At 70.9% G+C, this 14,138-nt stretch carries 10 protein-coding genes; 8 read left to right on the top strand and 2 right to left on the bottom strand.

Going from position 1 to position 14,138, the window contains the following annotated elements; genetic code table 11:
* The first annotated feature begins 17 nt into the window (after nt 1-17).
* The 3 genes from rnk (at nt 18) to ACX9TP_RS22580 (ending at nt 2,340) form a co-directional block, all read left to right on the top strand.
* On the top strand, nt 18-434 hold the full coding sequence (rnk, locus tag ACX9TP_RS22590) for a nucleoside diphosphate kinase regulator (protein WP_482981801.1): 417 nt from the start codon (nt 18-20) through the stop codon (nt 432-434).
* 115 nt (nt 435-549) lie between these two features.
* Entirely contained in the window at nt 550-1,356 is an 807-nt protein-coding gene (locus tag ACX9TP_RS22585) for an aldo/keto reductase (protein WP_482981800.1), read from the top strand.
* A 108-nt stretch (nt 1,357-1,464) separates the two neighbouring features.
* A complete protein-coding gene (locus ACX9TP_RS22580; RefSeq protein WP_482981799.1) occupies nt 1,465-2,340 on the top strand; it encodes a hypothetical protein in 876 nt (291 codons plus the stop codon).
* 173 nt (nt 2,341-2,513) lie between these two features.
* On the opposite strand, the gene ACX9TP_RS22575 is transcribed toward ACX9TP_RS22580, so the two are convergent.
* Both ACX9TP_RS22575 and ACX9TP_RS22570 read right to left on the bottom strand, forming a co-directional pair.
* Nucleotides 2,514-4,316 carry a choice-of-anchor C family protein gene (locus tag ACX9TP_RS22575; RefSeq protein ID WP_482981798.1) on the bottom strand — a complete coding sequence of 601 codons (1,803 nt, stop codon included), beginning with the start codon at nt 4,314-4,316 and terminating at the stop codon, nt 2,514-2,516.
* 158 nt (nt 4,317-4,474) lie between these two features.
* Nucleotides 4,475-7,930: a protein kinase domain-containing protein gene (locus ACX9TP_RS22570; protein WP_482981797.1), complete on the bottom strand. Its 3,456-nt coding sequence runs from the start codon at nt 7,928-7,930 to the stop codon at nt 4,475-4,477.
* A 198-nt stretch (nt 7,931-8,128) separates the two neighbouring features.
* Between ACX9TP_RS22570 and ACX9TP_RS22565 the strand changes: the two genes are divergently transcribed.
* The 5 genes from ACX9TP_RS22565 (at nt 8,129) to ACX9TP_RS22545 (ending at nt 14,125) form a co-directional block, all read left to right on the top strand.
* Nucleotides 8,129-9,889 carry a sigma-54-dependent transcriptional regulator gene (locus ACX9TP_RS22565; protein WP_482981796.1) on the top strand — a complete coding sequence of 587 codons (1,761 nt, stop codon included), beginning with the start codon at nt 8,129-8,131 and terminating at the stop codon, nt 9,887-9,889.
* 111 nt (nt 9,890-10,000) lie between these two features.
* On the top strand, nt 10,001-11,440 hold the full coding sequence (locus ACX9TP_RS22560; protein WP_482981795.1) for a serine/threonine protein kinase: 1,440 nt from the start codon (nt 10,001-10,003) through the stop codon (nt 11,438-11,440).
* Between the two features lie 200 nt (nt 11,441-11,640).
* On the top strand, nt 11,641-12,393 hold the full coding sequence (locus ACX9TP_RS22555) for an SDR family NAD(P)-dependent oxidoreductase (RefSeq protein WP_482981794.1): 753 nt from the start codon (nt 11,641-11,643) through the stop codon (nt 12,391-12,393).
* 156 nt (nt 12,394-12,549) lie between these two features.
* Nucleotides 12,550-12,969, top strand: a complete 420-nt coding sequence (locus tag ACX9TP_RS22550) for a translation initiation factor (protein ID WP_482981793.1) — start codon at nt 12,550-12,552, stop codon at nt 12,967-12,969.
* A 196-nt stretch (nt 12,970-13,165) separates the two neighbouring features.
* A complete protein-coding gene (locus ACX9TP_RS22545; RefSeq protein WP_482981792.1) occupies nt 13,166-14,125 on the top strand; it encodes a DUF808 domain-containing protein in 960 nt (319 codons plus the stop codon).
* Nucleotides 14,126-14,138 lie beyond the last annotated feature (13 nt).

The following is a 14,138-nucleotide window of genomic DNA, read 5'->3' as shown; positions in this document are numbered from 1 at the left end:
CAAGGGAGCCTGGAGCCATGAACCCCGAGCAGTCCCTCATCGTGACCGAGACCGACCTGGAGCGCCTGCGCCACGTCATCGACCACCATGGAGGTGGCCGGATGGCCGAGCTCGCGGAGATGCTCGACCTGGAGCTGTCCCGGGCCCGGGTGGTGGCCTCTGAGGCCGTGCCGGCGGACGTGGTGACGATGAACAGCACCGTCGTCTTCGAGGACGAGCAGACGGGAGAGCGCCGCGAGGTGACGCTCGTCTACCCGCGTGACGCCCGCAGTGACGACGGCCGCATCTCCGTCCTCGCGCCCGTCGGCAGTGCGCTCATCGGCCTCTCGGTGGGGCAGTCCATCTCGTGGCCCATGCCGGGCGGCCGCACGAAGCGCCTGCGCGTCGTCGCGGTGCCCTACCAGCCCGAGGCCGCGGGGCACTACCACCTCTGACGGGACTGCCCGTCGCCAGGCCCGGACCCGACATGTGGGCCGGGCCATGTCGCGGCCATCGACGCACAGGTCACCACGAAACAGGCATACGATGGCCCTCGCCCGGGGGGGCCTCATGACGACCGCCGCCGCAGTCACCTCGCAGGACTTCACGCACCGCCACGTTCCCGTCTTCGACAGGCCCGTGCATCGGCTGGGACTGGCCGCCAACTACGGCATCGACGAGGCCGGCATGCGCGCCGCCTTCGAGCGGGGCCTCAACTACGTCTACTGGACGCCCACCGCGCGGAAGATGACGCGCGTGCTCCGCGAGTCCCTCAAGCCCCACCGCGAGCGCTTCGTCGTCGCCGCCTGCACCACCCTGGCCTGGTTCCCGGGACAGGTGCGCCGGAGCTGCGAGCGCGCCCTCAAGGTGCTCGGCACCGACTACCTGGACCTCTTCCAGCTCTCCTGGCTCGGCACCACCAGCGCGTGGACTCCGGGCACGGTGGACGTGCTGATGAAGCTCAAGGAGGAAGGCAAGGTCCGCGCCCTGGGCGTCTCCATCCATGACCGCGTTCGCGCCGGACGGCTGGCGGAGGACTCGCCGCTCGACCTGCTGATGATTCGCTACAACGCCGCCCACCCCGGCGCCGAGCGCGACATCTTCCCGCACCTCGCCCGCCGCAGGCCCGCCCTCATCGCGTACACCGCCACCAGCTGGCGCCGCCTCCTCAAGCGCCCGCGCGACTGGGACGGACCCGTCCCCACCGCCGGAGACTGCTACCGCTTCTGCCTGTCCAACGAGCACGTGGACGTGGTCCTCACCGGGCCCGCCAACACCGCCCAGCTCGACGACAACCTCGCCGCCCTGGAGCGCGGTCCCATGTCCGCGCAGGAGCTCCAGTGGATGCGCGACTTCGGCCGCGTCGTCCACGGCTGATACGCAATCCGGGCGCGACGTCCGACCGGAATCAACTTTTACCGCCTCCCGGACGATAATGACTGGGAGTCCAGGCCACTGCACGCCGTGCACAGGGGGAGTTGCCACATGTCGAAGATCTCCAGGAACCCATCGCCGCAGTCCCCTCCCACTCCGAGCGAGCCGAAGACCGCGGCCCCCGAGAAGAACGCCGTCGCGGCGGCCGTGAGCACTCCGCGCTCCGCGGCCCCGAAGACCTTCGACGGGTTCGACGCTCCGAAGGCGTCGTCGCGGCAGACGGTGGCCCTGGACGTGCCCTCGCGCCAGCAGGTGGGGGGTGTCCCCGGCGTTGCCACGGTGACGGGCCCCGGTGAGGACGGGAAGATGACCGTGCGCGTGGAGACGAACCTGCACACCATCTATCCCCTGGGACTGCCGGCGCGCGGCTACATCGAGATTCGCGTGACGCCGCTGGACCTCGACATTCCGCCGGACCAACTGCAGGCGGAGATGGACCGCGCGATGGGCGAGAAGCAGGCCGACGACGCGAATACCTACGGCGCGGACCTCGCGGCCCATGGCCATGCGTCGCTCGAGGAGTGGTCTCGCGACGCGGGCTACTACGGCTCGCCGTCGCACATCGCCTGGGCCGAGGCCGCCAGCGCCCGCTCCGGCGGGCAGATTCCGGCCGAGTACTGGATGCGCTTCGACCCGTTCGGCGGCACCGCCGGCAACGGCCCGCACATCCTCCCGTCGGGTGAGTACCCCGGAGCCCTGAGCCGCATCGCCATGGCGCACGACACGGACTGGGACCTGGGCCGCTACTTCGGCGCGGGCCCGCTGGCGTCGCTGCAGGGCCAGCCCAATCCGGAGAAGCTGGGCACCGTCGGGCTCGTCCCGGGCCAGGGCGTGGACCTCTACTCCCTGGGCCACGCGGACTGGCAGGTGACCTACGGCAGCGAGGTCATCCTCCCCGGCGGCCCGCCTCCGTCGCAGATTGCCTGAGCCGCGCGTAGAAGAAGCGCGGCCATGCACCCGCGCCGGCGTGACATCGACGAAGCCCTCCTCGACCTGCGCACCCGCGTCCCCGGTGGGAAGACTGAACGCCCGGGGCCAGCTCCGAAGACAGGGGGGCCTCGGGGCCGTGAGCGTCAGCCCCGGGCCGTTCTCCAGTCCTCCTACTGGTACCAGACCGAGACGTGGTCGATCGCGGGCCCCGAGCTGCCCTCCGTCAGGCTCTCGAAGGTCAGGTCGGTCGCGCTCGTGGTCGCGGTGAAGTTGAACGTCATGGACACCCAGCCCATGCTGGATGGGTTCCTGCCGCTGGTATTGAAGGTGTAGTCCTGCGGCGGGAGACTCCCGGCCGTCACCCTCAGGTTCATGACGCCTGAGGTGTTCGGATTGCCGGCCAGGGCGAAGCTCACCTTGTACTTCCCGCCCGGAATCGTCTTGAGCACCTGGCGGATCGCCCCCTTCTCGCCTCCACACAGGTCGAGCGCATAATTGCCATTGGGCATGTTCCAGATGTTCCGATGGTAGATGTCCACCGATTTGAGCACCGTCCAACCGGGGAGGGTGGTCGAATCCATCCCACTCACGGTCTGGAACTGGTTCGTGGAGGGGCCCGTCTCGAACGAGCCGTTCGTGAGCTGGGGCACGGGGCAGCTCATCGAGAACACCTTGGTGGTCCGCGCGCCCAGGGCGTCCTTCACCGTCGCGGTGACGGTCGCCGGGGCACAGGGGTGGGTGTCGGAGGCCTTGGGCGGTGCCGTCCACACCACCTCGCTGCCAGAGCCGAGGGGACTGGGGACCCCCAGGGTGCCAGAGCTGGCGCTCCACTCAAACGTCAGCTGCTCGCTCGCGGAGTTCGGGTCCGACGCATGGACGCGGAAGACCACCTGCACCTCGGGGGCGAACTCGCCCGAGCCCTGGAAGGCGCTGGTCACCACCGGCGCGAGGTTCGGCGCGACGCCCCTGGACAGCTGGAGGGAGAGCTTGCCCTCTCCACTGCCACCCCGGCCATCGCTGACCGTCACGCGCAGGAGGCACTGCGTGCCGTCCGGCGCGCTCGCGGGCGCGGTCCACACCGGATTCCTGGCGGTGGCGCTGGGGCTGAAGGAGCCGGTGCACACCCCGCCCCCGTCGCTCCACTGGTAGCTCTGCGTGTCCCCATCGTCGTCCGTGGAGGTGACATCCAGCGCCGTGGACAGCCCGCTGGGATTGGCCGTCACCCGGGTGACCACCGGCGCGTTGTTGAAGCCCAGGTCGAGGCTCGCGGCCCCCCTCGCGAAGGACGCAGCCACCTGGATGAGGAGGGAGACGGTGCGCGAGCCACCCCGGTTGTCGTTGACCGTCACCGACACGGGGTAATCCCCTTCGGCGAGCGGCGCCGTCCACTCGGTGCTGGTGGCGTTTGCCTGGCTGAACGTCCCCGCGCTGGCGCTCCAGGCGTAGGTCAGGGGGTCCCCGTCCACGTCGGCGGCGCTGACCGACAGGGAGACCTTCGTGCCTGGCGTCACCTCGGTCGCCGAGGCCGACAGCGCCGTCACGGAGGGCGCGGTGTTCTCGAACGGGTCCGGCGCCTGGGCCTGCTGCAGCAGGATGACCGCCGCCGCAATCCCATCCGCGGTGATGGTGGCGGGGCTGGAGGTTCCCGTGTAGAGCACCGTGCCGGTGCCGTCGAAGGCGTCGGCCTTGAAGAGCCGGCCGTCTCCCACGGGGATGTTGCTGATGATGCCGGTCCACTTCCCGCCCGACTTCACCAGGTCATGCTGGATGTCTGAGGTGATATCGGGGCCGGTGACCGTCACCCGCATCCGGGCCACGTCATTGGCCGACAGCGCTTGCGTCGACACGCTGAGCGCCGCCTCGCCCATGTCGCTCGGGGCATCGGCGGGGGCTGGGCCGCAATGGAAGGAGACCATCGCGGCCGACAGCAGGGAAAGACATACGGTGATGGGAAGGGCTCGGGTGTGACTCATGCCGGTGTACCTCGTCTGCCAGGGGTTGCGGGCAGGGGCATGAGCAATCAACAGGCCAGCACGGGCCACGCAGGTGCTTCGAGGGGCGTCCTCCCGGAGGGGCCCGCGGGCTGCGTCAGCAGGTGACGAACCCGCGTCAGGGAGTGAAGCAGACGTCCCTACGGGGACAGCGCGGCTTCGGCGCGGGACAGCTCCACGGGCGTCTCGAGCCGCTGGAAGAGCTCGCGGGCGCGCACGAGGTGGGCCTCGCGCTCGGGTGCCGCCGTGGGTAGATGCCGCCCCAGCTCGAGCCGGGCCCTGCCTTCTTCGTAAGGCATTGCCAGTTCCACGGCGCGCGCCACGCAGCGCCGCCAGCCCCGCAGCGCCGCCTCCTCGCGCCCCGAGAGCCAGGCCTCCTGCCCGTCGCAGAGCAGGGAGAATGGCTCCGCGAAGGGGAAGGCCCGGGCGAAGGCCCGCAGGAGCGCGCAGGCCTGCCTCGCGGCCGGCTCCACCGCCCGGGCGCCCGGCCCCCGCTCCCACTCCGTCAGGTACGTCTCGGCGACCAGGGCGACTCCGCCAACGATGAGGGCATTCACGGGCCGCATGCCCTTCATCAGCGCCGAGCCCCTGGCGGCCACGTCGAGCGCCCGCTCCCGCTGCCCGCTTTGCAGCAGCGCCAGGGCCAACGCGCCGTAGAGCAGGAGCTTCTCCGTGGCGCTCGCATGGGACTCGAACCAGGGCAGCACCTGCTCCACCTCGCTCAGCGCCTGCTGCGTATGGCCCAGCCGCACGAGGCAGCGCGCCCGCAGCATCGGTCCCCAGTAGGCGCTCTGCACCGCGTTGCGCTTGCGCGCGGAGTGCTCGAGCTCATGCGAGATTTCGACCCCCCGGCGGAAGCTGCCCTGGTAGTAGAGGGAGTTCGCCAGCATGCTGCAGCCCTGCTCGAACTGGCGGAAATCCCGGGCGGCCCGGGCCAGCTCCCGGGCCTGTTCCACCCAGCCCGCCACCTCCCGCCACCGGGCCTGGGTGATGCCACAAATCACGCGACGCACCAGCACGTAGACCCGACTGTCCGTGCTCCGCACCTGCTCGGCCGTGCGCATGGCCCGCTCGCACCAGCGGTCCACCAGCGGCCGCAGGACGGGGCGCGTGTTCAGGACCGTCGCCATCAAGGCATAGGCACGCGACAGGTCATGCGAGGCTCCCGCGGGCTCCAGCACGTTGACCTGCCGGAGCGTCGACCAGATGGCGCGCAGGCCATCCTGCTGGAAGAAGTAGGCCTCGTTGAGCCGCGCCGTCAGGTGCCCGGCCTCGAGGCGCACCTCGCGCCGCTCGGCGGAGTGCTCCTCGAAGACCTCGGGAACGACGGATTGAGACAGCCGCACGAGCAGCTCCCGCGCGAGCCCCAGGCGCCAACCCGCGGGGCTCCCGGGGAGCGGCCACCCCAGGTTCTCCAGGGCCTGCCCGGCATGCGCGACGCATGAGGCAATGTCCCCGATGAGGTAGAAGGTCTCCGCCAGCCGCCCCTCCAGATGGCCCACCTGGAGCGGCGGTGCGGCCCGGGCCCGGGCAATCTCCAGCGCCCGCTGGAAGTACGGGAGGGCCGCATGGCAGGCATAGACAGACATGGCCTGCTCCGCTGCCCTTTGCGCGAAGTGTGCCTCCCGTTCCGTGTCACCCGCCTGGCCCCAGTGCCAGGTGAGCGCCGCCAGCCACTCGGGCGCCTGGGGGTGCGCCGCTTCAATGGCCAGCGCGGCCTGGCGGTGCAGCTCCCGCGCCTTCTCCGGTGACAGGCTGGCCAGGGTGCCCTCACGCAGCTTGTCGTGGGCGAACCGCCACCGCCTGTCCGCGAAGTCCAGCACCGCGGCGCCCGCACAGTCCTCCAGCCACTGCTCCACGTCCAACCCGGGTGCGCTGGCCCGCAGCACCTCCAGGTCCAGGTGGCGGCCCACCACCGCGGCCAGTTGCAAGAGCCCGCGCGCCGACTCCGGCACCTTGTCCAGCCGCCGCTGGATGAGCTGCCGCACCCCTCCTGCGAAGACGCGCTCCGGCAGGGGCGCGGCCCCAATCCGGTCCAGTTGCCCCGCCTCCTCCGCCAGCGTGCGCACCACCTCCACCAGGAAGAAGGGGTTGCCCTCCGTCTCACGCTGGAGCAGCTCCAGCACCCGCGGCGCCCGGCCCGCCTCCCCAATCATCGACTCGCTCAGCCGCGCCATCTCCTCCGCGCCGAGCCTCGGCACTTCCATCACCCGCATGGCGGGCAGCTCCTGGGGCAGTCCGGGCCGCTCGTCATTGCGGTACGTGGCCACCACCAGCAGCGGCAGCGCTCGCGCTCGCGCGGACAGCCGCGCCAGCAACCGCGTGCCCTCCGCCTGTCCCCAGTGCTGGTCCTCCAGCATCAACACCGTGGGCTGGCCAATGCGCTCGAAGAGCGCCTCCACCACGCCCAGCAGGCGCTCCTCGGCCATGTCACCGGCGAGCGGCGGCGCTTCCGGCACGTGCCGCAGCAGCAGTGACTCCAGGTGGGGCACCAGGGACTTGAGCACACTGGCCTCGAAGTCACTCGGCGCGGCCAGCAGCGCCAGCCAGCGCAGCACCGGCCGGAAGTCCTCATACGGGCTGCCTCCGCTGTCGATGGCCTGGCCCCGCAGCACCACCGCCCCCCTCACCAGCGCCAGCGTGCGCAGCTCCTCCACCAGCCGCGACTTGCCCACCCCACTCTCGCCCCCCACCAGCCACCCCTCGCCCTGCCCCGCCAACGCCCGCTCCAGCGCCTGCTCCAGCTCCTCGCGCTCGCGCCTCCTGCCCACGAAGCGGGCCGCCCGCAGGTAGCTCTCACGCGTGGCCCGGGTCTCGAGCTGCCCCGGGAGGCCGGCGCTCTCGCGCAAGTCCCCGAGCACGTCCTCGGCGCGCTGATAGCGCTCACGCCGGTCCGCCGCCAGCAGCCGTTGGAGGATGGCCCCCACGCGCGGCTCCAGCCGGGCCCCGGCCATCATGCGCTGCGCCATCACTCCCACGCCGTACAGGTCCGAGGCCTCCGAGGCCGGCTCCCCCTGGTAGAGCTCGGGCGCGATGTAGCCCGGAGTGCCCGCGGCTCCGCGCAGATCGCCCTGCACGCGAGCCATGGCCAGGCCGAAGTCCAGCACCTTCACCTGCCCGTCCACCACCAGCACGTTGCCCGGCTTCAGGTCCCGGTGGATGAGGCCCCGGCGGTGCATGTACGCGAGGGCCCGCAGCAGCTGCACCAGCAGCTCCAGCTGCACGCGGGCCGGTTGGCCGCGTCCTGCCTCCACCAGCGTCTTCGCCCCCGCCAGCAGCTCCATGGTGAGGTAGGGACGCAGCTCCTCGTCGAACCCGTAGTCCAACACGTGGATGACGTGCGGGTGGCGCAGTGAGGTGAGCGCCTCGAACTCATTGGCCAGGTCCCGCGCCAGCTCACGCGAGAGGGTCTGCGTGGTGGACTCGGGCGAGAGCTCCTGGCGCGAGCTCCCCAGCGAGCGGTGCAGTCGCTTGAGGGCAATGGTCCCACCCAGCCTGTCCAGGGCGCTGTACACGGTGCCCATGCCCCCGCGGCCGACGACGTCCAGGAGCTGGTAGCGACGGCCCACCACGACGTCGTGCGCACTGCCGCCCATGGCCTCTACCCTTCCGGTTGCGTGCCGCATACGTCTCCCACGTCAGGCGCCCTGCTTCGGGCCTGGGGTCTTCTCATCCCGGGATGCACCGTTAAGATGGGGGGCGCCAATCTACTGGGACGCTCACCCGCGCGCATCCGCGCGCCGCCCCCTCCCAGGTCCCTTCCCGTGGCAGGCCCACCCCCCAGGAGCAAGCTCATGCAGGAACCGGCCAGCCGGCTCATGGCCATTCTGATGGAGGCGGGGAGCTTCGACGAGGCGGCCAGCGCCACGCTGCGCCTCATGCTCGAGCAGGCAGAGCAGGCGCTCACCGCCAGCCGCTACGCGGGGCAGGGCCGCATCATCCGGGGGATGATCCACCTGCGGCCGGAGGAGGGCTACCGGAGCCTGGCGGTGCTGGAAGCGGGCCCGGCGGAGCCGCCCGCCACGACGGAGGTAAAGGCAGACACCACGGCGGGCATGGCCCAGCCCCTGCTGGCCTCGGCGACGGCGTGGCAACTGGTGGTGGAGCATCGCTGTGCCATCTCCATCGACGTGACGCTGGGCCTGCTCACGCCGCACCTCGCTGGCGCGGCGCCGCTCAGTGAGTCCGAGCTGGGCCGGACCTTCAACAGCGCGGAGAGCCAGCAACGCCTCCTCGGCCGGCAGGTCACACACGTGGGCGTGCTGCCACTGCTGGGGCCGGGCCGGATGCTGCATGGAATGATTTCACTGGAGGCGGAGTGCCCGGCGGCCACGGGCCAGGAGTTCATCTGGCGGGCGTGCGGCGAGCGACTCCAACTGCTGGCCAACCAGGCCACTCCCTACGTCACCGCGCTGCCGCCGCGCCCGAGCCGGCAGGAGGGGGATGGGTACCTGCCCGTGGTGGGCGCCGCGCTGGCGAGCCTGCTGCCCGCGCTCAAGGTCTTTGCCCGGCAGGAGGAGACGCTGCTGCTCTCGGGGCCCACGGGCGTGGGCAAGTCCCGGCTGGCGCGCTGGTGCCATGAGCAGTCCGCTCGCCAGCGCGAGCCTTTCGAGGTGTTGGACCTGATGACGGTGCCCGAAGACCTGCAGATGGCCGAGCTGTTCGGCTGGAAGAAGGGCGCCTTCACGGGAGCGGTGCGTGACAACGCGGGGGCGGTGGCACGCGCCAGGGGCGGCACGCTCTTCATCGACGAGATAGACAAGCTCTCGCTCAAGGCGCAGGCGGGGCTGCTGCACGTGCTGGAGGAGCGCACCTACCGCGTGCTGGGAGAGGACGGCGGGGAGCGGCGGGCGGATGTGCGCTTCATCATCGGCACCAATGCCAACCTCCAGGCCTCCGTGAGCGCGGGGCGCTTCCGGGAGGACCTCTACTACCGCATCAAGGTCCTGCCCATCTCGCTGCCTCCGCTCAAGGACCGGCGGGACGAGATTGCCCGCTGGGCGCAGTACATGGCCGACCGCCGCCATCGCGAGCGCTACCCGGAGGGCCAGGTCCGCCTGACGGGCGCCGCGGAGCAGCTCCTCACCGCCCAGCCCTGGCCGGGCAACCTGAGGCAGTTGGACAACATCGTCCGCCGCGCCTACGCGTTCTCCCTGGTGGAGTATGGAGAGGCGACCCGGACGCTCACCCTGGAGGTCCAGCACTTCGAGCAGTCCCTGCGCTACGAGTCGGACCCGGCGGCCCAGCCACTCACGGAGGTGCTGAGCACGGCGGCCGGAGCCTTCGTCAGCGCGGCGCAGGCCCGCGGGCCCGGTGCGCTCGACCTGGAGCTCGCCGACGGCTTCCGGGGGCTCGTCCTCGCGGTGGCCACGCGGCGGCTCGGCCGGGACGAGGCCTTCCGCCTCTTCGGGCGTGGGAGCCTCATCAAGAGCCGCAACCACTACCGCATGCTCCGCCGGGAGCTGGAGCGGCTCGAGACCCTCTACAAGGCCCTGGGCCATGCGGGCTCTCCCTTCTCGGACCTGCTGGAGGGCGGCGCCGACCCGGAGGCATGAGCACTGAAGCACGCAGCGGGGCCGCCCCCCGGGCTCCATTGCACTGACACGTGCCAACGCAGGGAGTAGGCTCGTGGCGAGCACACCCCTTACCTCCTCGCGGGGCATTCCATGGAGCCTGGCCACCTCAATCCGGCATGCCTGCCCCCGGGCACGAGAGTGGGGCCGTGGCGCGTACTGGAGCGGCGGGGCTGGGGAGCCTACGGCGCCGTCTACCGCGCCTTCGGGGTGGCGGCAGGCGTCTCCGGGCCCGTGGCGCTCAAGCTGGCCCTGTACCCCGGAGATGAGCGCTTCGCGCGAGAGGCGGAGCTGCTCTCCCGCATCCACCACCCGAGCGTCCCGCGCCATGTGGGCCGGGGGAGCTGGCTGCAGCCGGGGGGCTTCCTCCCCCACCCCTACCTCGCAATGGAATGGGTGGAGGGCGTGTCCCTGTACGAATGGGCGCTCGTGAATCGCCCCAGCTCCCGGCAGGTGCTCCACGTCCTCGCCAGTCTCGCGCGGGCGCTGGCGGCCACACACGCCGCGGCGGGCGTCCACCGGGACGTGAAGGGAGACAACGTGCTCGTGCGCGCCGCGGACGGACAGGTCTTCCTGACCGACTTCGGCTCCGGACACTTCGTGGGCGCCGCCACCCTGACGTCGCCACCGTTTCCTCCCGGCACGTCGCACTACCGTTCGCCGGAGGCCTGGCGCTCCGTGCGGCTCCCCTTCGACGCGTCGACCACACCCTATGCGCCCGGGCCGGCGGATGACGTCTTCGCACTGGGGATGACGGCCTACCGGCTGGTGATGGACGACTACCCTCCCACGCCGGCCCCGATGGACGAGCAATCCCATATCTGGAGCCTGGAGGGGCCAGGCCCGCGACCTCCACGCGAGGTCAACGTCCGCTGCTGTGAGGAGCTGAGTGGGCTCGTGTCCCGGATGCTCTCCGTGCGCCCCGAAGCGCGTGGCAGTGCGCGCGAGCTGGCCGAGGCGCTGGAACAGGCCGCGCGGAAGGCGGGACCGGCGGCGGACGTGCCCCTCTTCGCCCGGGAGCAATCCCGACCCGTGAAATCAGGGGGTGCCTCCCGACACGTCATGCCTCACGCGGATGGGCGCTCCCGGTGGTCCTCGCTGATGGCCGCCAGCGTGGGAGGAGCCGTGGCGCTTGGCGCCGTGTGGCTGCTGAGCGCGCATCCTGGAAACGAGGCCGCGCATGAAGACGCGTCAGTGAGCGAGGCTGAGAAGGATGGTGGCACCGTGGCCGTCGGAGACACCGCGCTGACGGCTCCGGTGACTCCTCGGGCTCCGTCCGCGTGGTCGGCCATCAGTGTGGATATCCCTCCCAAGCCGCTTCCAGGACAGACGCGGCCCGATGCTGCTGGCCGCTGTCCTCGCAGGCCGCAGATTCACATCAATGGTGGGTGCTGGGTGAAGGTGGCCTTGAGCGCGAAGGACTGTGACGAGGACTATTACGTGTACAAAGGCGCGTGTTACGGCCCCGTCTTCCCACCGAAGCGCCCGTCCACCTCAAGGCCCGCGGAGCAATCCGAGCATGACGCCCCATAGGCCCGGGGTAGCATCACGGCGCTTCGTTGACGAAGAAGCCCGGCAATCCCTCACGGACACCTGGCTTCCCACATCGAAGGTGACCTGAACCGAGGCCATGAAGGGCCTGACAGCTCTTCTGCCAGGGGAGCCAGCGAGGACATCGGTCCCTCTCCGATGTTCATGACCAGGCCCTCACGTGGGCTCAGGTACAATGAGACATGCCCCAGTTCACCCATCGAACCGCGCTCGTGACGGGTGCTGCTTCCGGCATCGGGTTGGCAGTGGCGCAGCATCTTGCCGCCGAGGGCGCCGCGCGGCTGATCCTGGTCGACCTCGCTCCCAGGGCATTGGAGGCGGTGGCGCTTCCGTGTGTGGTCGACCGGGCGGTGGGGGACGTGCGGGACGAGGCGTTCTGGGAGGGGCTGGCGCCGAAGCTGGCAGGGCTCGACCACGCTGTCGTCAATGCCGGTGTCGCGGGAGCGGCGTCCATCGTCGACCATGGCTTCGACGAGTGGCGGCGCATCCTGTCCGTCAATCTGGATGGCGCGTTCCTGACGCTGCGCGCGGCGATGCGCGCGATGCGGGGGCGCGGTGGCTCCATCGTCGCGACGGCCTCCGCAGCGGGTGTGAAGCCCGAGCCCGGTGTCGCCGCGTATGGCGCGTCGAAGGCCGCGCTGATCCACCTGGTGAAGGTGGCCGCGAAGGAGGGCGCGGCCGACCGCATCCGCGTCAATGCGATTGCACCCGCGGGTGTCGAGACGCCGGTATGGGATGCGGTCCCCATGTTCGCCGAGCGGGCGGCACAGGTCGGGCGCGACGCGGCCTTCGCCGAGCTGGCGGCCATGGCGACGCCGCTGGGTCGCTATGCCAGGCCCGAGGAGATCGCGCGGCAGATTGGCTTCCTGCTGTCAGACGACTGCGCGCTGATGACGGGCGCGACGTTGCTGAGCGACGGCGGCTACACGCTGTGAGCGCGAACAGGCTCGGGAGCACTCGCGCGCCGCCGCGGTGGCCAGGCTCCAGGCGCAGCGCCACGGGCGCGGCCAGCTCGAACTGCGTCGTGGAAGACGCGGCCATGAGCCCTCGGGTCGAGCAGGGAGCGAATCTCTGGCACACTCACGCAAAGGATGGCACGCAACACACGCAAGGGTCCTCCGGAGCCGAAGCCCACGGACACTCCACCTGGGAAGTCCTCCACGGGCAGCTTCAACTCCCCGTTCGCCGCGCTCGCGAAGCTTCGCGAGGCGCTCCCGAGCAAGACACCCCAGGTTCGCGCGGAGGACTTCCCCGCGCAGCCTCCTCCTGACGGCCCCGAACGAGCGAGGGTGCGGCTTGCGCGGCGCGAGCGCGACGGCGCCGAGGTGACCCGGGTGGAGGAGCTGGGGCTGCCCCCCGAGGCGCTCGAGGCCTGGTGCCAGGCGCTGCAACGCGGCCTTGCCTGCCGCGGCGTCGTGGAGGGCGAGGCCCTGGTGCTGGAGGGAGACCAGCGCCGCTCCGTGCCGGACCTCCTCCTGCGCCGGGGCGTGCGGCGAGTCTCCCAGGGCTGAGGGCCCGGCCCACGGGGGCCTGTGCTGGCGTCCAGCTCCAGCCATTCCGCTCAACAGGCTTTCCATTCGCCCCAGGCGTCCTTATCAGGGGAGCGGGGGCGTGCCCTGGTCGCCGAGCCGAGGTATACCCACCCACCTGCCGGGACCGGGTGCACCCGGGTTCGGCGGAGACGACCCATTTCAGAGGAAGACGCTCGTGGCCGGAAGTAGCCTGTTTGCCCTGATTGATGACATCGCCAGCCTTCTGGACGACGTCGCGGCCATGACCAAGGTCGCGACCAAGAAGACCGCTGGCGTCCTGGGTGACGACCTCGCGCTGAACGCGCAGCAGGTCACCGGCATCTCGGCCGATCGCGAGCTGCCCGTGGTCTGGGCGGTCGCCAAGGGCTCACTGGTCAACAAGGCCATCCTGGTCCCCGCCGCGCTGGCCATCAGCGCGCTGATTCCCTGGGCCATCATCCCCCTGCTGATGCTGGGCGGCGCCTTCCTCTGCTACGAGGGCGTCGAGAAGCTGGCCCACAAGCTGCTGCACAGCAAGGACGAGGACGAGGCCCACCATGGTGAGCTCGTCAAGGCTGTCGCCGACCCCGCGGTGGACATCGTCGCCTTCGAGAAGGAGAAGATCAAAGGCGCGGTCCGGACCGACTTCGTGCTGTCCGCGGAGATCATCGTCATCTCGCTCGGCACCGTCGCCGCCGCGTCCTTCGGGCAGCGGGTCGCCGTCCTGGTCGGCATCTCCCTCATCATGACGGTCGGCGTCTACGGCCTGGTCGGCGGCATCGTCAAACTCGACGACGCGGGGCTCCTCCTCACTTCGAAGACGGGCACGGGGGGCTTCCGCGGCTTCCAGCGTGCGCTGGGCCGGGGGCTCCTGGTCGGCGCTCCGTATCTGATGAAGACGCTCTCGGTGGCCGGCACGGTCGCCATGTTCATGGTCGGCGGCGGCATCCTCACCCACGGCATCCCCCCCGTGCACCACTTCAGCGAGAGCGTCGCGCACAGCGCGGGCACCGTGTCGGGCATCGGTGGCGTGCTGGCGGCCATCATCCCCACGCTGATCGACACGGTGTTCGGCATCCTCGCCGGCATCGTCATCCTGCTGATCGTGACGGGCGTGACGCGCGTTGTCCGCTCGGCGCGCCCGAAGGCCCGGTAGTCCTCCGCGACAG

This window comes from Pyxidicoccus sp. M15, assembly GCF_056858435.1.
The sequence above is the reverse complement of the archived record's forward strand: the minus strand, read 5'-3'. Positions and strand labels throughout refer to the sequence as shown.